Raw genomic sequence first — 22,569 nt, forward strand, 5'->3', positions numbered from 1 at the left:
TCAGCCTGCATCCTCCCGGTATTCGCCCAAGGGGTGAAATGTTCACCGATTTTTAAGCAGTCTGGCTCGGGCAGAGTCGTACTCGCGCTGCAGTCTGGCGACCAGTTCGGCTGCCGGCACCACAGACTTGACGGCGCCGATACCTTGGCCTGAACCCCAGATGTCTTTCCACGCCTTGGCATCGGTATTGCCGCCTGAGCCGAAGTTCATCGCGGAGATCTCGCCCTCTGGCAGAGCGTCCGGGTCCATGCCCGCAGCGATAATGGAGGGTCGCAGGTAGTTGCCGTGTACACCGGTAAACAGGTTGCTGTTGACGATATCCGCTGAGGAATGCTCGACGATGCACTGCTTGTAGGCTTGCTCGGCGTTGGCTTCCTCTGTCGCGATGAAGGCAGAGCCGATATAAGCGAGATCTGCTCCCATGGCCTCTGCTGCAAGGATCCCGTCTCCGGTGGCGATCGACCCGGACAGCAGTAGGGGGCCGTCAAACCATTCCCGAATTTCCTGTATCAGTGCGAAGGGTGAAATTGAGCCTGCGTGGCCGCCGGCTCCGGCGGCCACAGCGATCAAGCCATCGGCGCCCTTTGACACGGCCTTGCGGGCGAAACGGTCGGAGATAACATCGTGCAGCACGATACCGCCATAGGAGTGGACCGCCTCGTTGACGAATTCCTTTGCTCCCAGTGAGGTAATCACAATGGGCACCTTGAACTTCACACACGCCTCCAGATCGTGCTGCAGCCTGTCATTAGAGCCATGCACGATCAGGTTGACGGCAAAGGGGGCTGCGGGCTGCTCCGGATGGGCCTCGTTGTGGGCGGCCAGTTCATCCGTAATCCGCTGCAGCCAGACGTCCAGCTCGGCTGCAGGGCGCGCATTCAGCGCCGGGAAGGATCCGACGATGCCGGCTTTGCACTGAGCAATAACCAGGTCGGGGTTGGATACGATGAACATCGGCGCCGAGACCAGCGGCAGCGACAGGGCGTCCCGGAGAGTGTGCGGTAGGGTCATGAATTGCTTACTCCAATTATTAGTAAAAAGAACCGTGCAGGCAAAAGCCTTTGCGCTGTCCTGAATTCGCTATATTCTTGACTAATTGTATTACAATCATACATAATTTACAGTTGCTTGGCACCGGTCTGGCTAATTACACCTTCAGCAATGCGACAGAAACCAATGATGAAAAACACCACAAAACTCAGAAATCTGCTAAAGCAAAACCGAATTACGCCGACCGCGGGTGTGCACGATCCCTTGGGCGCGAGAATATTGCAGGACGAAGGCTTCGAACTGGCCTATATGTCTGGTAATGGAACCACGGCTGCCAAGTTAGGTATGGCGGATATTGGTTATATTACGATGAGAGAAATGGTTGATCATGCGCGAAACATCGTCAATGTGCTCGATATACCACTGATTTGCGATTCGGACACCGGGTTTGGTAGCGCAGACAGTATAGTGCGAACAGTGCGCGAGTGGGAAGGCGCGGGGGTGGCGGGTATCCATATTGAAGACCAGACACCCACCAAACGATGCGGCGCTATGAAGGGGGTTCAACTGGTTGACATAGATGAGGCCGTTGCGCGCATTCGAACGGCAGTCAACGCCAAAAGAGACCCTGATTTTGTCATTATCGCCAGAACAGATGCGATTTCTGTTGTAGGGATAGACGAGGCCATTAAAAGGGCTCATGCGTTCTACGAGGCCGGTGCTGATATGGTGTACATCGAAAATTTCCAGAGCAGGGAGCAGATGGAAATCGTTGGCCGAGAATTCAAAGATATCCCGATTATGGTTGATTCGCTTGAGGCGTGGCCCTGGACCTTAATACCCTACGAAGAATTAGGCGAGATGGGTTTTAACATTTCGTTTCATTGCTTGTCTTCTACATTTGCCTACACCAAAGCGTTAAAAGAGGTGTTTAGCACTATCAAGAGCCAAGGCACGACAAAAGGCATCACTGATAAAATGGTGGATTTGCATGAGTACGAAAGGCTACTCGGTATCGACGAAACGTCACTGAAGCGCGAGAACTGAGATGGCCGGAAAAAATATCGTATATAAAATCCTTGAGAGTAAGAGTGACTCGGTAGGAGTGGATGCTGGCTTAACTTACATGTTTAAGCCAGACAAAATCGTGCTTTACGATTGGCCGGCAATTTCAGATTGGCTCGCCGAAGCTGTTGATGGTGGTTCTGAGCAAAGAAAAATTCCGGATCCGGAGCGTTTGGTCGTATTCCTGGATCATCTGCTGCCGGTGACTAACCCTAAAGAAGAAAAGTTTCACAAAGACACGCGAGACTGGTGTGTAAAGCACGACGTGGACTATGTCGAGGGAAAAGGCATCGGTCATCAGGTCATTGTAGAAGAGGGCATGGTTAAGCCCGGCATGTTGGCTACGCATTTTGATACGCACATCAGTTGTGTTGGCGGCATTGGCGCACTGGGCATCGGCATTATGAAAGAAGTGCTCATGCCGACCGTGTCAGGTGAAATGTGGTTCACCGCACCGAGTGTGGTTCGAATCAACCTCGATAACGATTTTAGAGATGGCGTGTCTGGACGGGATTTGCTCCACAAGGTCGTGTCAGATCATGGTCCGCGTTGGGGTTTAGGGAAAATATTTGTTTTCGGCGGCGAAGGCGCCAAGAACATCAGTGTTGAAAGCCGAATGGTGATTTGTAATCTGGCCAATTATTTTGGTGCCATTACAGCACTTTTTGAGCCCGATGAGCGTACCCGGGAATACCTGGAGGGTCTGGGCCAGAAAAACATTGAGTTTGTTAGCAGTGACCCTGATGCGGCCTTTGATGATGTCGTTCATTATGACTTAGCAACGATTGAACCAATGATAGCGGCGCATCCCGATACTGCTAATATCGTGCCCATCAATGAATTGGAAGACATGCAGGTCGATGTAGGGATTATCGGTACTTGTGCATCGGGCCGAATTGAAGATTTAAAATGGGCTGCGGAAATACTTGACGGCAAGACTGTTAACCCTAACTTCAAATTATTTGTTGTCCCCACCACCAATAAGATTTTCGTAGAGGCTCTAGGCAAAGGCTACGTGGAGAAAATAGTCAAAGCAGGCGGCTTTGTGAGCTCGCCTACCTGTGACTATTGTTACGGTAAAGGCGTGGTGTTAGGAGATGGCCAAAAAGCCATATCCACCCAGACCTTAAACGTACCTGGTCGCCTTGGGAATACCAATGCCGAGATCTACCTGTCGAACGCCGCTGTAGTGGCGGCTACGGCGATTGAGGGTAAGATAACAGACCCTAAAAAGTATCTGTAAGGGGCTATAAAAATGGAGTCATTAAAAGGTAGAGCCGCTTACGTCTTTGGCGATAATTACGATATTGATTTGATTATTGGGATCGAGAATATATCAATTTCTGATACCGATAAAATCGTCGACGTTCTAATGTATAAGTACGATAGCGAATTTAAAAGCAATATCAATGTCGGTGATATTCTCGTTGGTGGCAAGAACTTTGGATATGGCCATCCGCATCCTCAGGCCATGGTTGGCATGCGCGCGGTAGGTATTGACGTTATCGTTGCAGAATCCTACGCATTCCCATTCTATCGCAGTGAATTGGCCAGTGGCATGAAGTTGTTGGAGTGCGCCGATATATCGACCAATGTCTCTCGTTGGGATGAACTCGATATCGATGTGCATCAGGGGTTGTTGAGAAATATCACACAGGGAACAGAATTTAAGCTAAAAGAAGTGACACCGATTGCCTTGGATATGATGACGGCTGGCGGCGTAGAGGGCTATCTTAAAAAACGATAACAGCTTAGGCGGATGCGGTAGTGACGATCTTTTCAAGAATGCCAAGTGAAGAGCACCCCTAAGGAGTGCTCTTGATATTCTCAGGTTGTTGCATCAAATGTAGTAATTCAGACTTGATCTGACAGTTACCGGTTTTTCAGAAGGTGTCTGTCAGGTCAAGTCTGAATTACTACAAATTAAGTACAGCAGAACCTTTGCAATCATTACTAGCTTAAGCATATTTTATACCTCTAGCGTCCTGCTGCGGCAGACATATAAGTGCAGCGTTTTGAGTGTCCCAGCGACCAACGAGAACCAGTCTTGACAGGGTGTAGAATCTTCAACCCAATGTATGTGAGTGCTATTAGAATCCGAACGAAAACATCACCAGCCAGCCGTTCTGGCTCGTTTGCTTGTACCTGATAGCGGTCTCGTTTGCGGGGAGTGGCTGGTTGGGTTCGATACCGTCTCCGAGAATTCTCACGGAGGGGTCGACGATGACGCCTACTCCGAGATTAAAGCTGGAATTGTCGTCGGTGCTATTATTACGGCGCCAGCCTACCATATAGCCCATCCCCAGTGCGTCGATAAGTTCATCTGTGCCCGGTTGCAGCGCTACGAATGGGCCATGCCCCCAGATCAGTCCGCTAGCAGTAGTTCCAGGGAAGAAAAAGTGGGATTCGAGGACAATCCGTGCAACGCTGTTCTGCTCCTCTTCGATCCTGACAATGTTATTTTCGTCGAGGGTGGCCGACACCACGCGGTCATTGTTCCCGTTGTCCTTTGTGAGCGACAAACCGATACCGAACTTGAGGCCCGCAAATGATTGCATGGCAGCTTTCTCTCTGGCTTGGTCGGCGGCCGGAACAGCCGGCGCAGCGCCACCTCCAGCGGCCGCTGCTTGGGCGTGGGCAAGTTGGGCAAATAGGGTAGCAGCTAGAAGGGGGGCGAGCAGTCTGAGCAAAGAGATCATCGTTGCCTCCATGGCGTATTTTTGTCATTAATCCTGAGGTAACCATAGCCGAAATCTGGAGCGGGGGGCACGGCGGGGCCGGCAATGGCCTTGCGGAATGTGATTTGCGTCACGTAGGGCTGTGTATTTGTCTGACTGCCATTGGGAGTCGGGGTGGAAGCCGTCCACCATATTGATGTCAAAGCGCCCACAACGGAGCGCACCCGCCCTGTGGAATCGGCCCGCAAGTTGCGCTACGGTTAGACGAGACAGGAACGAACTCGCTAAGAATGGACTCACGATGAAACTGCCGCCGCTTTTGATACTGCTCCTTACTCTCAGCGCCAGCCTGCTGCCGACACTGGCGATCAGCCAGGAGCTTCACTACAGCCCAGAGCAGTACAACAAAGTGGCGAGGGTGATCTGTACCCGCTCGATCGCTATAAGCAAAAGACCAGCTCCGGCTTCCCGATCCGGCCTCCGATGTGCACCGCCGTCCCCAAGGCTTGTGAGCGCGGCGACAAATATCTGGATATGCGCGGCATTGTTCGCGCGACCATCGCCCAGGGCTTTCGTATCACCGACGGCGAGGTGCTGGAGCGCAACCTGCCTACGCTGCTCAACGAGCTGATGACCTATTCCTGTGATATTAAAAGCGTCTATGCGCTGTCTGATGTCCCGTTTCACCATCAAAAGCGGAATATCGCCAAACGCGCGATCTTCACCGGACAGGTCAAAGATTTTTTCAATCAGTTCCTCTTCGATGACTACGGCTACCGCACCGGCGCTGGTCAGCGCCGAGTGCGGTTCGATATCAACGCCGTCGAGATGGTTGATGGCGAGCCTGAAACCCTGCTCGATTATGTGGATAAGGTTTTGGGATATCACTCGGATACCTACCTGGCAGAAGAGCAGCGGGGGAATGTGGAGCTGCTGAGACTGAAGCTCGTAAACCGTGACGCCGTCAATGCCCGCAACCTCGATTGCGCCGCCGGCCAGAAAACCGGGTGCAGCGTCTCGATGGCGTATCGGCAGTGGCAGATCAGAGCCCCCCAACGAGAAGCCTGTCGCCAGGCGTGTTATCCCACAAGAGATCAGATTCCGAGCCATATCAAAGTGGGCGACACCTACAGCTCGCATGAGGAGCAGCTCAAGGTGAACGCAGAAATCTCGCAGTGGTCGCGCCCTATTATTCAGCGCTGCGACGAGCAATGCGCCCAAGCTGATCCACAACCCTGACAAGGCTGGCCGTTGATAATTGCAGCAGGAGAGTGACGCCGTGTTGAACCCGAAGCGACTCGATCCCGGCATACTACTGGCGCTGCTTGTCATAGTGAGCGGCTGCTCCACCATGACACCGCCGCCACCGGCCACTGGCGATATCGCGGTGATTGCCCTCAAGGAGGGGCACGCGGCCCGGCAGGCCTACCAGGAGGCGGAGCGCGAGCTGGGCGCATTGTTATCGTCTCGGGGTGCAACCGTTTACCGGTATAGCGACGTTGCGTTTTACGCCCACAAAGTGGAATCGTCGTCACCACTCACGCCACGGGAGCAGGCACTGCAGGCCGCCCGTTTCCACCCGGCATTGGCCCGTGGTGAAATCCTGTTCTTTTCGGTTGCGATGCAGGCGGTGGGAGATCCCGGTCAGGTGGTCGTGCGCGCTGAGCGCTTCGCCGTCAGTGATGGCCGGCAGCTGGCCGCAAGTGAAGCCGTGCAACCTGTTGCGCTGAGCGACAATGCCCAACACAATCGTGCCAGCTGGCAGGCGGCGATCCGGCAGGCGTGCGGTGAGGTGATGAAAACCTCACTGCCCCTACTACACAGGAAATGAAAACAGGAGAAACACCTTGCAACACTTGGTACGGATAAGCACGCTTGCCCAACTCGTCCGCCAAATTGTGCAGGCCTACCTTGTGTTTAACAATCTTGTCGTTAGTATGGAGCATGAGGGTTGCCTCTGGTTTGGGTTGATTTCAGGTTTGGTCACCTTCAATCAAAACCGGTAACCCTCAATTTTTCAATGTGAAGTGTCAGATTGGGTCTGAACTTATACATCTCAGGTAGTTGCATGCAAATCGCCATTACCTTCGCTATTGATTGGATTCTGGCTCGCAGTCGCTCAAGCTGGCGTAATAGGCAGAGATGTTAGCAATATCACTGTCGCTTAAGGGTCGCGCCATGGCTTCCATCGTTGGATCCTGGCGACGACCCTCGCGAAAATCCTTCATTTGTTTCGCTAAATACTTAGCGTTTTGTCCAGCAAGGTTTGGCCAGCTCGCGTTTTTTGATACGCCATCTTCACCGTGACAGGAAAAGCATACCGCAGCTCTGGCCGCGCCAGCCTTTACGTCTGCTTCTTGAGCGCTTACAGAGTGCGGTGTCATCATCACAAACACACCGGCCAGGGTGACCGTACAAGTTAGAATATTTTTATGTATAGCATTCATTATTAATTCCTTATCCAAAGCGACGATGCTCTTTCGGTTCAAGCAATTTCACGGTCACTTCCTTTTCCACCCATTTATCCGGATCGGCATAAGCACCATCGTATTTCATCATAGTCCTGTAGCTGAATGCGGTGTAAAGCAGAAAACATAGCAATGCATAGCGGAATACTTGCCAGGTAAAAACATCGCCATCCCCGGCAAAGTAGTAACGCACCAAGGCATAAAATAGATATATACCCATACTCAAATACAATGATGCAGCCACCGAAACCCAAAAATAGTGTTTCGGCGTGCCAGCGAAGGGGCGGCTGTATGCAAGTTCGCTTTGTTGTGTCTTTGTGGTATCGGATTCCATATTTTCTCCAATATGAAGCGGTTATAGGTTATTGATAGTAAGGGTTGGCTGCCCATTAAAAAGGCTTGGTAAAAGCAAGGTAAATAACACTAAACAACATAAAGCCAATGGGGGGAGTCGTAACCAGGAAGAACCACCAGTGCTTGTGCATCGCGTCCTCATATCGCCCCCAATCAGGCTCACCATCAAGGTCGCGTTGGTAGCGCTTGTTTCCATTCAGGTGGGAAATGTAGTAATCAAATGTTTCCATCGGCACGGTGATTACTACGACAATCGCCAACTTCAGCATGAGCCAACCCGCTTCAGCGTTCCACCCGCCGGCAACGAATAATAGTACCCCTGAAATCATCACCAGCGGGTAGGCGACATGCTCTACTGAAACGGACTGGTCAAAACGCTCAAACACCCAGTTGCGCATTTCCGTATGGCCTCGGTCATTCTGGTTTCTGCGCCACGCTTGCATGACCGGTACCAGGTAGTAAGAAAAGCCTGATAACACGCTCATGAACCAAAGAAATGCTGCGGGCACATGAACCATTTTTATATAAAGGTAGTACGGCGCAAGCGCCAGATGAAGAGTCTCGTACATGACATGCTTTCCTATTTATGTGTTATAGCAATCAAGGTGCCACTAGAGTTTTATTCAACAACGCAGTACTGAGTCGATGCGCCGTTAAGTATTGGCCATTGCGCTTCTAATGGTTTTCCGTGGCTTGATCTTCCTTATCATATTGTCATCTATGATGATTATCAACCAAATTGAATATCAATATGATTGACAAGTATGATAGGGCTAAGCAAACTAAGCACCTTCCCAGGTAGATAAAAAGTGCTTCATGACAGTAGATATAGACTCAGAGCTTATGGACGAAATAAAGCCGGAGCTTGTTGAGGCCTTGCGGGCGGACCTGATGGGGGGCTTGCTACGCGCTTTCAACTGGATGGATCAGTGCCTCCAGAAGAACATCGCAGCCCGAGGCTGGGAAGCCCTCTCCCGCACTGAGTCGCAGATAATGGTCTATGTCGCCCAGGGCACCAGAAGTCCTGTTGAGATCGCGCGAGCCTTGGGTCTATCGCCACAAGCGATCAATCAGGCCTCCAAGCCGTTAATTAAACGAGGTTTGATCCGTCTGGAACCCGACCCACTCGATGGCCGCAGAAAGTTAATATTTCCAGCAGAATCTGGTGTCAGCATCGGCATAGATGCCGCCGAGATCATTGCGGGAATGGAGCAGGAATTGGCAAAACGCTTGGGTGGAAAACAGCTGGATGCGCTTCGGGGTTGCCTTGCCGAACATTGGGGTGACCTTCCCGAGATCCCTCCCGCTAAATAAAACGTATGAGACTCGTCGATGAGCTATTTAATTTACATTGCCCTGATGCTTTTTGGTGTATTCTTCACCGGTGCCGCCATCCTCAAATTGACCAGACACCAGCACTTTATCGAGGAGTTCGAAAGCATGAAAGTGCCTTACTCACTCGCTTATCTATCCGGCGCGATTGAGATAGTGTGTGGCCCATTATTGATCGCAGGTATTTGGTTCCCTGCGTATGCGGGCGTTGCTTCAGGTGTTATGTTTTTCGCTATGCTTGGTGCGAGCGCAACGAATTTGGTATCCGTGGGGCGGGGTGCCAAAGTGGCCATAGGTGTTCTGGCTATATTTGCTTTACCCATGCTGCTTGTCACTCTTTACTTTCTTGAGCCAGCTCGCTTGCTTGTTGGGATTTAAGGCTCTGAGGGCCGTCAGCAGGCCCTGACAGAAGCTTAAATTTGAGTTTGATCGGGTTCGCTTGCTGAGATAAAAATAAGGAAGCTAAGGTGAAAACAAGGAAGCTAATAACGCTGGTGAGTATCGCCGCAGGCTCGCTTGCAGTTGGGTTCTACAGAAATGGGATCACCACAAAAATTGCCCGACGCCGGTAGGGGAATTCTTCGCACAGGGCCTTTTTGGCCCGAAAGTTCGCGCGCGAGCAGTACTACTCGACACATAAAAATAGCCATAAGGACGTGATTTTAGCGTTTGTGGGCTCGACGATATGCCGCGTAATTTCCGGTCGTTTATCTTTTCCGATAAGACGTTTCTTATAGATTCCTGTCCTGGGCGTGTCCTGTCCCTGCTAAGCGCCCGGATTGCAGTAGGCCTCTTTTAGTTTGTCCTTCGGCGGTTCGGCATTGCGATGGCTTTAGTGGTGTTCGCCGCTCATGTGATTCTCGCTGTAGAGATGCTGACGCCGTTGAGGTGGCTGGAAAGCGGTATCTGCTTTTACTAAAAGCGCTTGAGTGTGTTGACACTGGATAATCTCGAGTGGCAACATAGTCACCAATGATGACAATAATTCTGACGCCAGTATGACGAAGACCAGTGCTGCGAAGACCGGTATTGAGAAGAGGGTCACCAATGACGCCACGTTGCTCACATTCTCATTGCTCTAATACATGAATAAACCGCATGCCTGAGCATAAATGGTAGCGGTGATTGCCGAAGGAAAGTTACTCAACCACTCTCAATGGCGCGCTGCAGCCATCTGCTGGATTAAAGTCAGGTCGCGCGAAAATCGGATTTTTAAAAACACGTTTAAATAATACTTGGGTATCTTATGGAATCCTCAAAAAAATACGACGTTTTAATTGTAGGTTGTGGCCCTTCCGGTGCAATCCTGGCTAACTTACTTAACGCAAAAGGCCATAAGGTCGCCATATTCGATCGGGATGTAGACATATTTCACGCCCCCAGAGCCATGATGATGGATATGGAAAGCTGTCGCATTGTCAACAGAATGGGGTTGTATCAGCGCTTAATGAAAGAAGATGCTGTGCCATTCCACTGTCATCGTTTCGTCTCAGCTAAGCATAAACTCCTGATGGAGGTTAATATTTCCGGTGTCGGAGTCGAGCATGATTACGAGCCGGTCATGTTTCATCAGCCCGCGTTTGAAGCCATGCTGCGGGAGGACTTCAAGAAGGGCCCGGGTGTAGAGGCCTTTTTGGGCTACGAAGTTTTGAGTATTGATGGCGAGGGGGCTGAAGCAACGCTGATCGCCAGGAATCTTGAAACAGGTGAGGAAGTATCGTTCTCTGGACAGTATCTTGTGGGTGCTGACGGCGGCGCGAGCACGTGCAGGAAATATATCAACGCAAACCGCGTCGATTTAAATTACAGTCGAGATTGGATCGTGATGGACCTCATTATCCATGATCGAGAATGGTGGAATAATTTTCGTGAGGGCAGTGCCTTTACCTGTGAGCCAAACGCCGCCGTAGTCGTTGTCAAAGGCGTGCACGGTCATATTCGCATGGATTTTGAACAGCCCTCAGCGGAGGCTGCACTGGCTTTTACCGAGGAAGATGCTCATAGACTAATTGCTGAATACATCGACGTCGACAGCAAGCACATAGAAATTATTCGACGCCAGCCCTATAAGTTCTACGCCGGCATGCCAGACCAATGGCGAAAGGGTCGAGTATTTCTCGCCGGTGACGCGGCGCATCAAACCTCACCGTTTGCGGGGCAGGGTTTAAATATGGGCATACGCGATGCGGCGAATTTATCGATAAAGCTGGATATGGTGCTGAAGGGGATGGTGAGTGATGCCTTTCTGGATACCTATCAGGAAGAGCGTTGGGAAAATTGTGCCCACATGATAAATGGCGCGACGAAGCGAGGGCTTATGCTGAGTACCTCCAGTAAGCGGGAAATTCTGGCGCGGAACCTGAGTTTTTTGATTGGCCGGGTGAGTAGCAAGCTGGCTTATTTTATGACGGAAAATATGTCGAATATGGCGCCGTATAAAGACGGCCTGATAGGCAAGAGCCATCCGCTGTCTGGCGCTCGGTTTTTTCCGCCGACGCTTCGAAATTCACATGGAGATAAGCTCGTTATTGATGAGCTTATCGGTGATCGATTCGCGATTATTTCGAGGGGTCCTGTTCAAGGACAGGGTGTTGAATGGCTGCAGACCGAACTCGGTGGCATCTGTCTGACGATAGGCTCAGATATCGAAGATAGCCGTGGTGTATTGACGAAATACTTTCAAAGCCATAATGCCGATGTTATTTTGCTTCGCCCTGACTTCTATGTTTTTGACGCAGGTCAAGGTGCGAATGAGATTTGTCTCAGCTTGCGGTCGCAGCTGTCGAAGTATGGCTTTGGATCGCGCGGATAGCGGCCATGCGTTAAATAAAGGAATTCAGCCATCGAGTAATATGTACGCCCGATGGACTTTGCCTACCCGATTCCGGCAGGCGCAGTTGATTTATGTCCGGTGAGCAATACTTGGCTTGATCGCTGTTCGCATTTTTCTACGATCGTCATCAGCGTGGCTGGGCTTAAATGGGCAGCTCGAAGCAAGAACAGGAGTCGGGAGTCAAACTGTCGCAACGACACATGACTCGAAGGTGCGCCTCAGGAATTTATTGGGGCTGCTTGGCTCGAACCGGTGCATCAAGGTTCAGGCCTGCTAGCTCGCATCCACGACGAAAATCATGGATATGCTTAGTCATCCAGGTGGTCGCCTGCTTTTCGCTGCCTTTTTTAAGGGCCTGATATATTTTGGTGTGAGCCTCAAACAGCCGCTGACCTGGCCCAATATTACGAATGACCTCTGCGTAGGCTGGGAAAAGTAGTTCGCCCAAGGGTTCTCTGGCAAGTAGCATTGCGTGGTTTGATGCTGCTTTGGCAACCAGCTCGTGGAACTCAACATCACACTCTGCAAGTTTTTCCGGATGGTCGAGGCATTCTGAGGTACGAGCCAGATTGTCTTCGATTTCTGCAAGTATCTCGGGTGAGATCTTGCTGGCTGCCAGCCCGGCGGCCATTGGCTCCAGGGCCATGTTGATTTCCCATAGCTCCCGGTAAGTGACGCCGTGCAAAACTATCGCCTCATGCATCGCGTTGTGAACAATGGTAGGGGAGGGGGCGGTGACAACCATGCGGCGACGAGGGCCGCGCTGTATAAGGCCTGCGCCCTCTAATGACCGGAAAGCTTCGCGAACTGTGGGGCGTGTGACTTCCAGTTGTTCGGCTAGCTCAGTTTCAGGTGGTAACAGGTCGCCAGCTGAAAGCTCATTGCCCATGATCATTCTGCGAATAGACTCTTCGACAAGTTGATAAGCCGGGACTCGGGATACTGCTTTAAAAGTCTGTTTTTTGGTCATGAAAATGTGATGCCCATAGCTGTTTGTAGATTCATCAGTCTGCGTCGATGAAAGACAATATGATTAGTATATATGATTGCAGTGTATGGCAACCAGCTTTCTAGGTTTTCATCCGGGCTCCTTCGAGCGATACAGCTGGCCGACTGAGCACGTATTCAATCTGTGGCTGGACGGTGTTCGCGACGTTCGAGCCCTTGCGGCCAGTGGGTTTGGGTCTTCTGGCCCGCCAGTTGCCCCTGCGTTTTTTTGTGTGCGAACTATACTAAGTCGAGGCTGGTACGGCTACCGGGGGCAGGTCGCGGCCAGCAATGACGATCTGTGGCTATCGGCAAGGCATGTTGGGGTTAATGTTCCCAAGATGGCGGCATCAGGGCTTCCCGGCTTCGCGTAATCAGGCCCTTAACTGCATGCTAGGCTCACTTTTTTAGAGCGCTGCTCAAGGGTTGTGCGGCAGCTATCTCGAACGCTTGGTTAAGCGTGGCTTTGCTGTAATAGCCTGCTGTGTGCAAATTGCGAACCTAATCTTGGGCTTGTATTATGTGTATTACAATATTACATTGTAAGTATTAATAATGACACCTAGAATATAATGATGAGTGACAATAATTTGCGGCCTGTATTCGATGCGGGCAACAGCTCTGGCTCAGAGCCGCCAAAAACCTTCAACTTCGCCACCGACATAGTAGATCATTGGGCATCAAACCCCGCCAAGGTAGCTCTGATCGCCGAGAACGAACGCGGCGATCAGCAGGTTCTCACTTACAGGCAAGTATCTATACAGTCCTGCCAAATGGCAAACTTGCTGGCAGAGCAGGGCATCGGCAAAGGGGATCGCGTGATCGTGATGATGCCGCGTATTCCTCAATGGCAGATCGCAATGACCGCAATTCTGCGAATGGGTGCGATTCCCATCCCGTGTATAACGATGCTGACGGAAAAGGATCTCGCTTACAGGGCTCAGCATGCCGAAGCCAGCGGTGTAGTCACCATCGCAAGTGAGTGCGTGAAGTTTGACACCATTACCGGACTTAAGGCCCGCATATGCGTGGGTGAACCTCCCTCTGGCTGGACGAGCATAAGCGAATCAGAGCGCCAGTCCATTGAATTTCGGTCCCCGACGGTACACGCAGACGATCCTGCAATCATCTACTATACATCCGGCTCGACGGGTTCACCCAAAGGCGTAACCCACGCATCTCGCGCATTGTGGGCATGGGAACATTCCGCTAAACACTGGTTGGATCTTGGCCCTGATGACCGAATTTGGTGCACCGCCGACACCGGGTGGTCAAAAGCTGGCACCAGCATACTATTCGGCCCCTGGAGTCGAGGCAGCGCCGTCCTTTTTTATGATGGCCCGTTTGACCCTGCGAAGCGTTTCGACATTCTGTCTCGCCATAAGATTACCTGCTTCTGCGCAGCGGCTACCGAGCTACGCCAACTGATACTGGAGGATGTGGCTGGGTATGACCTGTCAAATCTCCGCCACACCGTTTCAGCCGGTGAGTCAGTAAACCCTGAAATTCTGACGCGCTGGAAAGAGCTCACCGGGACTGATGTTCTCGATGGCTATGGCCAGACCGAGACGCTGATGACCGTCACCAATCGACCGAGGAACCCTGTCAAGGCCGGCTCTATGGGCTTGCCGCTTCCGGGTATCGAAGTCGCTGTAAGAACGGCTGAAGGTAGTGTTGAGCAACGAAATGCTTCCGGGGAATTGCTGGTGGGCTTGCCAAACCCACAGGTAATGCTCGGCTACTGGCGGGACCCGGAACGCACGTCGTCTACACGGCTGAAACATGATGGTAAGGAATGGTTTGTCACCGGGGATAATGTAGAAATCGACAGCGAAGGCTACGTATTTTTCACGGGGCGTGCCGACGACATCATTAACTCCTCCGGCTACCGAATCGGCCCCCAGGAAGTAGAGAACGCGCTCAGCAGCCATCGTGCGGTCAGAGAGTGTGCTGTGGTAGGTATTCCAGACAGCGAACGAGGTGAGCTGGTTAAGGCATGGGTTGTACTCCAGGATGGCTTTACAGAAAGTGAAGCCTTAATTGCAGAATTGCAGGGTCACGTGAAGAGCACCACCGCCCCGTACAAGTACCCGCGCCGCATCGCATTTACAGACCAACTGCCGAAGACTGTGACCGGAAAAATTCGCAGAAATATACTGCGTTCGAAGAACTAGAGTTGAAAGTTGGATGGGTGAAATGACGGTAAGTATAAATCTCGACGGTAAAACCGCCCTGGTGGCCGGGGGTTCCAGTGGCATTGGTTTGGGTATTGCTCAAAAGCTCAAGCAAGCCGGAGCTGTCGTCCATATTACTGGCACTCGCGCGAGTAGCTCTGACTACAACGAAAGTGATTTGAATGGACTTATCTTTCATTCACTCGATGTGGCGGACACGAACGCAGTGAAAGCTTTTGCTGATAGCTTCGAGTCACTGGACATACTTGTTTCAAGCGTTGGTATCGTGGCTTACGGCGGGGCCGAGTATGAGATAGAGACATTTCGAAAAGTGATAGACGTCAACTTGAATGGCGTTATGCACCTGTGCACATGCTTTCGGGGACTGCTCGAGGGGAATGAGCAGCGAGAAGGTACAATCGTACTGGTCGGTTCTACTTCAAGCTTTATCGCGACGCCAGGCCAACCAGCCTACAGCGCCAGCAAAGGAGCGCTATTAACCCTGACAAAATCGCTCGCTCAGGCATGGGCGCGCAAGGGCATACGCGTTAACGGCATTGCTCCTGGCTTTGTCAAAACAAAACTTACCCAGCGAAGCTGGGAAGATAAAGAGGTCTATAAGGCATCGTCAGCCAGAATCCCGCTTAAGCGCTGGGGCGAAGCCGAAGAGATGGGGAATGCAGCACTTTTCCTGGCCTCGCCAATGTCCTCTTATGTTACAGGGCAAATGCTGCTGGTCGATGGCGGTATCACTTTAATGTAGCACCACGGGAATAGCCCAATGATAAATTTTGACTTAACCAATGAACAACTTGAACTGCAGCAACGCGTAAAGCAGTTCATTACTGAAAAAATCATTCCTTACGAGAAAGATTCCAGAATAACGTCTCACGGCCCAACCGATGAGTTGCGCATTGAGCTTAACGCACTGGCAAAGGAAGCGGGCTTGTTTGCTCCTCACGTCTCGAAAGAGCTCGGTGGTATGGGGCTGAATCACGTAGATATGGCTATCGCATTCGAAGCGGCAGGGTACTCACCGTTGGGGCCAATTGCGCTGCACTGTGCTGCGCCGGATGAAGGCAATATGAACCTGCTCAGCAAGGTAGGTACAACGGCACAGAAAGAGCGATGGCTAAAGCCCTTCGCGGCCGGCGATATACGCTCCAATTTTTGTATGACTGAGCCCGGAGGCGCAGGCGCAGATCCGTCGGGGATGTACACCAAGGCGACCTATGATGGTGACGACTTTATTGTCAATGGCGTCAAGTGGTTGATAACGGGAGCACGAGGCTCGTCATTCACAATTATATTCTGTGATGTTCAAGCCGAGGGCGACAAGCCGGGTGGTCCGACAATGCTGATTTCCGATATGGATCAGCCAGGTATAACCATAAGTCGTGATCTGGAATCTCTGGACAACAGTTTCACCGGAGGCCACTCTGAAATCACCTTCAATAACCTGCGGATACCGGCTGAGAATGTTCTGGGTGAGGTGGGAGAAGGTTTTCGCTATGTTCAAGTACGCTTGGCACCGGCTCGGCTGACACATTGCATGCGCTGGCTTGGCGCAGCGCGTCGGGCACATGACATCGCATGTGACTATGCTCGTCGTCGCCACGCGTTTGGCAAACCCATTGGCGAGCACGAAGGCATTGGCTTTATGCTTGCGGACAATGAGATGGAGTTGCAACAAAGCCAGCTAATGATTTGGTGGACAGCAGCAGCACTTGATAAAGGTGAGAAAGGGCGCCATGAATCCAGTATGACGAAAACCCTGGTGTCAGAAGCGGTATTTCGTATCGCCGACCGCTGCGTGCAGGTGCTCGGAGGGAGCGGCGTAACAAAAGATACGGTAGTCGAATGGGTGTTCCGCGAAGCGCGCTCATTCCGAATATACGATGGTCCATCTGAAGTGCATCGCTGGGCAATTGCCAAGCGGATACTTCGCAACGGATAGCAAACCCTAAAAATTAAAATAATGAGTTAAACGGAGTAAGTTATGCTTAAACGCGGTGAGTATTCATTCCTTGACCAGCAGCGTGTTATTTTTGGAAAAGAAGCGGGCTGCGCTGCGGCAGAAGAGGTCGCCCGTCGGAATGCGAGCCGCGTTTTGGTTGTGTCATCGCGTTCAATTAACAGAAAGCTGGGTGCAACTGAAACGCTCAGGTCTCATCTGGGCAGTCGTTTACTCGATATATACGACGATATAGAACCGCATGCCCCCCTTGAAAATATACTTGAGCTAAGTAAGTGCTTCGACAGAGAGAAGCCCGATCTCGTTGTTTCCATCGGCGGCGGTAGTGTTATTGACACCGTCAAGGTTGCTGCACTCGCGTTCGCCGCACAGGCGAAATCTACGGAAGAGATTTCCACGTTGCGAGTCACGGTAGGAGAGAGTGGCGAGCAGGTGGCGCCCTTCCAGCCTGATTCCATTTTGCGTCAAATCGCTATTCCAACGACCCTTTCCGGTGCTGAATTCGGCACCATAGGTGGCGCGGTGGATACGCGCAGAAATATTAAAGATATCTACGCCCACCCCCAAATGTGTTCCGCCAGCGTTATTTATGACCCGGAATTGTGCCGCTTGACGCCAAATGAATTGTGGTTATCTACGGCGATGCGGGCTGTCGATCACGCGGTCGAAACCGTATTATCAGTCGGGGCGACACCCTTTACGGATGGGCCCGCACTCCATGCCTTACGGCTTTTCGGCCGTTCACTTAACTCCGGAAACCAAAATAGTCTATCGCTGGAGTCCATTCAGGAGAGCCAGTTTGCGGTTTGGTCAGCTACGATGGGACTTATGCGGGCACCCTACGGCGCAAGTCATGGCATCGGTCACCAGGTAGGCGCCGTCGCTGGTGTTCAACATGGCATCTGTTCCTGCGCCATGCTCCCTACGGTGCTGCGCTATAATGCCGAGGTTTCAGGCGAGCGAGACGGATGGATAGCGGAAGCGTTGGGAGCGCCTGGAAGTAGTGCAGCCGATGCAGTACTTGCATTAATTCGTAGGCTCGGACTTCCCGACAGCCTTAAAAGTGCAGGGGTGAAAAAAGAACAGTTCGCGCAAATCGCTAAAGCCGCGCTACCTGGCTACTTTGTCCGCAATAACCCCCGTCCTATTTCTGACGAGAGTCAGATCATGCAAATTTTGGAAATGGCCTGGGAAACCTGAGTCCATTTATTTGAGGCGTAGATAGCAAATATGAAACTCCCAAAATGGCTACTCAGCCCTTTTACCACATTGGCTGAGCGCTATTACCCAGAGCCATTTGTTTTTGCAGTTGTGATGACGTTGCTGACGCTAGTGTGTGCGCTACTGGCGACAGACACCACACCTGCCGGTGCTCTTCAGGCCTGGGGTGATGGCCTACCCAGCCTTCTGTCCTTCACTGCGCAATTAAGCATTACACTGTTGAGCGCTCATGCGCTCGCGCACACCGACCAGGTTCAACGCTTACTTAAAAAGATTGGTGGCATACCGCGCAACGCTTCAGCAGCCTATTCTCTCGTTGCACTTACCGCAGGTACGGCATCCTTGATTGCGTGGTCTTTGGGCTTGGTTGTTGGCGCCGCAATTGCGCGTCATGTCGCTATTGAGTGCAGCAAACGGGGCATACGCGTCCATTACCCCTTGTTGGTCGCTTCCGCCTACGGCGGATTCGTTATCTGGCATATGGGTTACTCAGCTTCTGCCCCGCTTTTTGTGGCTACCGAGGGTCACTCGCTGCAAGCCGAAATGGGTATTATCCCGATTACAGAAACTATATTTACGCTGAATAACGCTGTACTTGCCGGCATAGCACTCGCAGCCGTCGCTATTTTATGCCCGCTGATGCGACCAGACGAGAAAGATATTATTGAAGTCGATCGCGCATTGCTTGATGAACCTTCCAATAATGAAGTGACTAGCCAGGACGTATGCCAAACCCCCGCACAAAAATTGGAAAATCTTAGACCGCTATCTGCGTCTATTGGACTTGCCTTGCTCGCCTATATTGCATATAGCTTTCATCAAAAGGGGTTTTATCTCACGCTGGATATCGTCAACTGGTCCTTTGTTGCAGCAGGACTTCTACTCGCTCGATCACCGCGACATTATGTCCAGCTCATTGAAGGCGCTGGTGGTGCCGTCGGTCCGATTATCCTGATGTATCCGTTCTACGCAGGTATCCTCGGCTTGATGACAGGAACAGGTTTAGCTGGGGTGATATCCGATTTTTTCGCGTCGGTTGCAAGCGCAGAAACACTTGGTATGGCAGCATTCTTTTCCGCAGGATTAATTAACCTGTTCATTCCTTCCGGAGGGGGGCAGTGGGCAGTACAGGGTCCCATTTTTGTTGAAGCCGCAAATCTGCTTCAGGTCGACCACTCAGTGGTAGTGCTTGCTGTTGCCTACGGTGATCAATGGACCAATATGATCCAGCCGTTCTGGACGATTCCCTTGTTGGCGATAGCGGGTTTAAAATTGCGACAAATCATGGGATATACCGTAATGATATTTCTGGTCACTGGTGTGATTTTTTCTGCGGGCTTGCTCAGTCTGGGATCAGGTTAAAGGCCAATCGGCAATGCTCCAGAAGTATGGCCAGAGCCATGTGTTTCCTGTCGACTGTCGATATCGTAGTGTTGTAATAACGGAAAATGAATTGCGTCGCCAAGCAGCATCCATGGACTTATCCCCATGCCACTTTCACAGTGTGATTTAAATTAAAGTTATTAATATAAAAATACGCTTGGCTCGGAAAATCTAATTGCGATTGCAACGGGGTTCAAAAATTAAGTGAATCCTTGGTAAGCAGGGCGGAAAAATCGACAAGCGGAATGCCCTGTTAAATTGTGTATATACTCAACTCGTAACCCATTCCCTGCTTGCTGTTATCAAGCCATCAGAACTACCTTCGGGCAAGCCTTGGCTTATACCGTAATGCCGCTTTTACGGACGAGATAATTTGCGTCGGTGTTCCTGTGCTTTAATCGAGCTGGCTGCCCTCGCTCGTCTTTGAAAAGCCTGCATACTAATTAATTGCGCTAATGGTGAGTGTGTTGATCTCTGGCAAAAATGGTACTTATTTCGCACCGCAATAAGACAAAGAATTGCTGTATTTACATGTGTGTATGTTATATTGTATTACAAAATAAGACGGCCGCCAGAGGTGCTTGCGCCTTCTGAGTATCAGGCAACAAACCTGGAGTAATATTGACCGCCATGACCGATGTAGTTGACCTTAATGCTTTGAAGAATTGGATGGATTCCCAGGAACTGGGTAGTGGAGAAATTACTAATTCCCACCTGTTGACTGGTGGCACGCAGAACATACTAATGCAGTTCGATCGCTCCGGCAGATCCTACGTACTTCGTCGTCCCCCCATTCACACTCGGCAAAACTCCAACAAGACCATGCAAAGAGAAGCTACCGTGCTCTCGGCTCTTTCTGGCTCCAATGTGCCCCACCCGGGTTTTATCGCGGCCTGTGACGATACCGATGTGCTGGGCGCTAATTTTTACTTGATGGAGCCAATAGTTGGTTTCAATGTGTTAAATGGTTTACCAGATTTGCACCAGTCCAGTGAAGACCTGCAGCGTCGAATGGCCTTCTCACACATGGAAGCGCTGGCAGCGCTTGGCGCCATTGACTACAAAGCTGTTGGCTTGGAAAACTTTGGCAAGATTGACGGCTTCCTGACAAGGCAAGCGCCGCGTTGGCTGGAACAGCTGGAGCGCTACAAAAAATATACAGAGTGGCCAGGTTTGGGTAATGCCGAAAGTATCGATGCCATCGCTGGTTGGCTGGACGAAAACTGCCCAGCTTCCTTTGAGCCTGGTGTACTCCATGGCGACGCGCACGTGGGCAATGTTATGTTCAGGCTCGACAGCGGTGAAGTTGCTGCATTGATCGACTGGGAGCTTGCCACAATTGGCGACCCACTTATTGATCTTGGCTGGATTATCGCAACCTGGCCAGAGGTGGATGGCACCGAAACGTTGATGCTTGAGGTTGCAGGTTGGGAGTCGCGACCGACGATTGAAGAGCTGATCGAACATTACGGTAAGCATTCACATCGAGACCTGAGCAATATTAACTGGTACGGCGTACTGGCATGCTTCAAGCTCGCGATAATCCTCGAAGGTACTTATGCCAGGTACTGCGCAGGAAAAGCGCCAAAAGATGTCGCTGAAAGACTGCATGAGTCCGCGCTTAGGCTAATCGCTCGTGCACTCACGTTGATAGATAAGAGCTAGGGTAGGGTGGTGATTGAAGGTAGGGCTCTGGCGCGATTTTTGAGTGCCAGAAAATTCCGCTTTAAGTAATATGGCCCGTCCATATATTGTATGCGGCTGCGGAGCGATGGTTCGGCCGCGCATTCAAGGTAATACTGCAGGGCTTTTGTTAAGCTAGGGCACTATAGGTGAGCAGCAGAAATAACAGGCTCGTTTGCGTTGTAGGCTGATCTCGCCTAATAGACGCAAACCTGACGTCTAGATGTCCGAGCAAAAATTTTGATACGGTGCGCGTCCGGTAGCGATATTCGAAGCACCTGCACAGAAGTTAAATTGGGGTGGTACTCACGCCTGGTTGGCCTCAAAGCTCGTGCTAGCCTTCCTTAGTTAATATCCTTTACGAGACGAAAGCCAACATGGTTGCTACTGGTATTGGGATCCCCTTTTCCCCTTGCCCCTGGACGATATCGAGCGCAGTAATCGTCGGTACACAAAAAGGAGCCTCCTTTTTGTACTCGAAAAGGCGCTAGCTTGCTGTTGGGGGAGGGGCCCTTTGGATTGTCCGCAACCCCGTTTTCCAGCTGCTTGTAATAGGTGGGGTCATACCAGTCTTGAACCCACTCCCACACGTTTCCTGCAACATCATATAGGCCCATGCCGTTCGCACTGAAAGTGGCTACTGGTGAGGTGGCGAAAAATCCGTCCTCACTTGTATTTTTGTGGGGGAAAATGCCCTGAAATATATTGGCTAAAAAATTTCCTCTGCCGTGTTGTTGATTACCCCATGAGAACTCTGCCTGCGATAGCCCACCTCGTGCCGCTAATTCCCATTCGGCTTCAGTGGGAAGTCGTTTGTTTGCCCAGCTTGCATAGGCCGATGCATCCTCCCATGTGACGTGCACAACGGGGTGGTTCATCCGTTCCGAGATTGTGGAGCCAGGGCCTTCCGGGTGACGCCAGTTCGCGTTGGGGATAAAGCGCCACCATTGAGTGTAATCGCGCTTATTAACCGGTATTTTGGGGGCGGTGAATACTAAAGAACCGGGTACCAGTAATGAGGGATCAACCCCTGGGTAATCCTTCGGATCCAGCGGTCGCTCCGCCGTGGTGATATACCCTGTGGCGCTTACAAATTCCTGAAATGCGGCGTTGGTTACTTCGGTTGCATCGATATAGAAAGAATTTACTCGCACTTTATGAAGTGGCATGGCATCCGGAGTCATCGGATGATCGAGGCCCATAGTAAAGACTTGCCCCGGGATAAATACCATTCCTTCAGGCGTTGACGGAACTGCGACAGATTTAAATAGATAAAAAGATACCAGAGCAAAAAAAAGCGCCAGCAGAACTCCCGCCCGTTTCGATACTTTCATAATACTATGCACATTTTCAAAATATCGTGCCCAAATTTATCGAGATTGTGCTGTCTATCGAATATGCGATTAAGGTCTGGATGATTAACCCC

The 22,569-nt window shown here is 51.2% G+C and carries 21 protein-coding genes; 14 read left to right on the forward strand and 7 right to left on the reverse strand.

The window, feature by feature from the left end; genetic code table 11:
* Positions 1–42: 42 nt before the first annotated feature.
* The gene (locus HCU74_RS00755) at positions 43–1,011 is read right to left on the reverse strand and encodes an NAD(P)H-dependent flavin oxidoreductase (RefSeq protein WP_168448488.1); all 969 of its coding nucleotides are present in this window, start codon (positions 1,009–1,011) and stop codon (positions 43–45) included.
* A gap of 165 nt (positions 1,012–1,176) precedes the next feature.
* Here HCU74_RS00755 and HCU74_RS00760 point away from each other — a divergent pair, with 165 nt between their 5' ends.
* From HCU74_RS00760 to HCU74_RS00770, 3 genes are read left to right on the forward strand one after another with little or no spacing between them, the layout of a single operon-like run.
* A complete protein-coding gene (locus HCU74_RS00760) occupies positions 1,177–2,037 on the forward strand; it encodes an isocitrate lyase/PEP mutase family protein (RefSeq protein ID WP_168448489.1) in 861 nt (286 codons plus the stop codon).
* Position 2,038: 1 nt separating this feature from the next.
* Positions 2,039–3,298 carry an aconitase family protein gene (locus HCU74_RS00765; RefSeq protein ID WP_168448490.1) on the forward strand — a complete coding sequence of 420 codons (1,260 nt, stop codon included), beginning with the start codon at positions 2,039–2,041 and terminating at the stop codon, positions 3,296–3,298.
* A 12-nt stretch (positions 3,299–3,310) separates the two neighbouring features.
* Positions 3,311–3,802, forward strand: a complete 492-nt coding sequence (locus HCU74_RS00770) for a 3-isopropylmalate dehydratase small subunit (RefSeq protein WP_168448491.1) — start codon at positions 3,311–3,313, stop codon at positions 3,800–3,802.
* 343 nt (positions 3,803–4,145) lie between these two features.
* Here the strand turns inward: HCU74_RS00770 and HCU74_RS00775 are convergent, their stop codons facing one another.
* Positions 4,146–4,754 (reverse strand): hypothetical protein, encoded by a 609-nt coding sequence (locus tag HCU74_RS00775; RefSeq protein ID WP_168448492.1) that lies wholly within the window; start codon positions 4,752–4,754, stop codon positions 4,146–4,148.
* A 462-nt stretch (positions 4,755–5,216) separates the two neighbouring features.
* Here HCU74_RS00775 and HCU74_RS00780 point away from each other — a divergent pair, with 462 nt between their 5' ends.
* A complete protein-coding gene (locus tag HCU74_RS00780) occupies positions 5,217–5,972 on the forward strand; it encodes a hypothetical protein (protein WP_210425058.1) in 756 nt (251 codons plus the stop codon).
* A 40-nt stretch (positions 5,973–6,012) separates the two neighbouring features.
* Positions 6,013–6,564 (forward strand): hypothetical protein, encoded by a 552-nt coding sequence (locus HCU74_RS00785; RefSeq protein WP_168448494.1) that lies wholly within the window; start codon positions 6,013–6,015, stop codon positions 6,562–6,564.
* Positions 6,565–6,823: 259 nt separating this feature from the next.
* Here HCU74_RS00785 and HCU74_RS00790 read toward each other — a convergent pair whose 3' ends face one another.
* The 3 genes from HCU74_RS00790 to HCU74_RS00800 are packed head-to-tail and all read right to left on the reverse strand — an operon-like array spanning position 6,824 to position 8,124.
* Positions 6,824–7,180, reverse strand: coding sequence for a c-type cytochrome (locus tag HCU74_RS00790; RefSeq protein ID WP_246864389.1), 357 nt, complete (start codon positions 7,178–7,180; stop codon positions 6,824–6,826).
* Positions 7,181–7,190: 10 nt separating this feature from the next.
* On the reverse strand, positions 7,191–7,535 hold the full coding sequence (locus tag HCU74_RS00795) for a hypothetical protein (RefSeq protein ID WP_168448495.1): 345 nt from the start codon (positions 7,533–7,535) through the stop codon (positions 7,191–7,193).
* A 55-nt stretch (positions 7,536–7,590) separates the two neighbouring features.
* Positions 7,591–8,124 (reverse strand): hypothetical protein, encoded by a 534-nt coding sequence (locus HCU74_RS00800; protein ID WP_168448496.1) that lies wholly within the window; start codon positions 8,122–8,124, stop codon positions 7,591–7,593.
* A 247-nt stretch (positions 8,125–8,371) separates the two neighbouring features.
* Here HCU74_RS00800 and HCU74_RS00805 point away from each other — a divergent pair, with 247 nt between their 5' ends.
* The 3 genes from HCU74_RS00805 to HCU74_RS00815 all read left to right on the forward strand — a co-directional run bounded on the left by HCU74_RS00805 (position 8,372) and on the right by HCU74_RS00815 (position 11,699).
* Positions 8,372–8,869, forward strand: a complete 498-nt coding sequence (locus tag HCU74_RS00805) for a MarR family winged helix-turn-helix transcriptional regulator (protein ID WP_168448497.1) — start codon at positions 8,372–8,374, stop codon at positions 8,867–8,869.
* A gap of 18 nt (positions 8,870–8,887) precedes the next feature.
* Positions 8,888–9,265 (forward strand): DoxX family protein, encoded by a 378-nt coding sequence (locus HCU74_RS00810; protein ID WP_168448498.1) that lies wholly within the window; start codon positions 8,888–8,890, stop codon positions 9,263–9,265.
* An 868-nt stretch (positions 9,266–10,133) separates the two neighbouring features.
* Entirely contained in the window at positions 10,134–11,699 is a 1,566-nt protein-coding gene (locus HCU74_RS00815) for an FAD-dependent monooxygenase (protein ID WP_168448499.1), read from the forward strand.
* A gap of 247 nt (positions 11,700–11,946) precedes the next feature.
* Here HCU74_RS00815 and HCU74_RS00820 read toward each other — a convergent pair whose 3' ends face one another.
* Positions 11,947–12,690, reverse strand: coding sequence for a FadR/GntR family transcriptional regulator (locus HCU74_RS00820; RefSeq protein ID WP_168448500.1), 744 nt, complete (start codon positions 12,688–12,690; stop codon positions 11,947–11,949).
* 589 nt (positions 12,691–13,279) lie between these two features.
* On the opposite strand from HCU74_RS00820, the gene HCU74_RS00825 reads away from it, so the two are divergent.
* The 6 genes from HCU74_RS00825 to HCU74_RS00850 all read left to right on the forward strand — a co-directional run bounded on the left by HCU74_RS00825 (position 13,280) and on the right by HCU74_RS00850 (position 21,125).
* Positions 13,280–14,881: an acetate--CoA ligase gene (locus HCU74_RS00825; protein ID WP_210425059.1), complete on the forward strand. Its 1,602-nt coding sequence runs from the start codon at positions 13,280–13,282 to the stop codon at positions 14,879–14,881.
* Positions 14,882–14,903: 22 nt separating this feature from the next.
* Positions 14,904–15,644: an SDR family NAD(P)-dependent oxidoreductase gene (locus HCU74_RS00830; protein ID WP_168448501.1), complete on the forward strand. Its 741-nt coding sequence runs from the start codon at positions 14,904–14,906 to the stop codon at positions 15,642–15,644.
* An 18-nt stretch (positions 15,645–15,662) separates the two neighbouring features.
* Positions 15,663–16,838 carry an acyl-CoA dehydrogenase family protein gene (locus HCU74_RS00835; protein WP_210425060.1) on the forward strand — a complete coding sequence of 392 codons (1,176 nt, stop codon included), beginning with the start codon at positions 15,663–15,665 and terminating at the stop codon, positions 16,836–16,838.
* Positions 16,839–16,880: 42 nt separating this feature from the next.
* Positions 16,881–18,056, forward strand: coding sequence for an iron-containing alcohol dehydrogenase (locus HCU74_RS00840; RefSeq protein WP_168448502.1), 1,176 nt, complete (start codon positions 16,881–16,883; stop codon positions 18,054–18,056).
* A 30-nt stretch (positions 18,057–18,086) separates the two neighbouring features.
* On the forward strand, positions 18,087–19,439 hold the full coding sequence (locus HCU74_RS00845; RefSeq protein ID WP_168448503.1) for a short-chain fatty acid transporter: 1,353 nt from the start codon (positions 18,087–18,089) through the stop codon (positions 19,437–19,439).
* A gap of 651 nt (positions 19,440–20,090) precedes the next feature.
* On the forward strand, positions 20,091–21,125 hold the full coding sequence (locus HCU74_RS00850; RefSeq protein WP_168449128.1) for a phosphotransferase family protein: 1,035 nt from the start codon (positions 20,091–20,093) through the stop codon (positions 21,123–21,125).
* A 362-nt stretch (positions 21,126–21,487) separates the two neighbouring features.
* Here HCU74_RS00850 and HCU74_RS00855 read toward each other — a convergent pair whose 3' ends face one another.
* On the reverse strand, positions 21,488–22,477 hold the full coding sequence (locus HCU74_RS00855; RefSeq protein ID WP_168448504.1) for a formylglycine-generating enzyme family protein: 990 nt from the start codon (positions 22,475–22,477) through the stop codon (positions 21,488–21,490).
* Positions 22,478–22,569: the final 92 nt, after the last annotated feature.

Source organism: Spongiibacter thalassae, from assembly GCF_012272835.1.
In the GTDB taxonomy this organism is placed as follows: domain Bacteria; phylum Pseudomonadota; class Gammaproteobacteria; order Pseudomonadales; family Spongiibacteraceae; genus Spongiibacter; species Spongiibacter thalassae.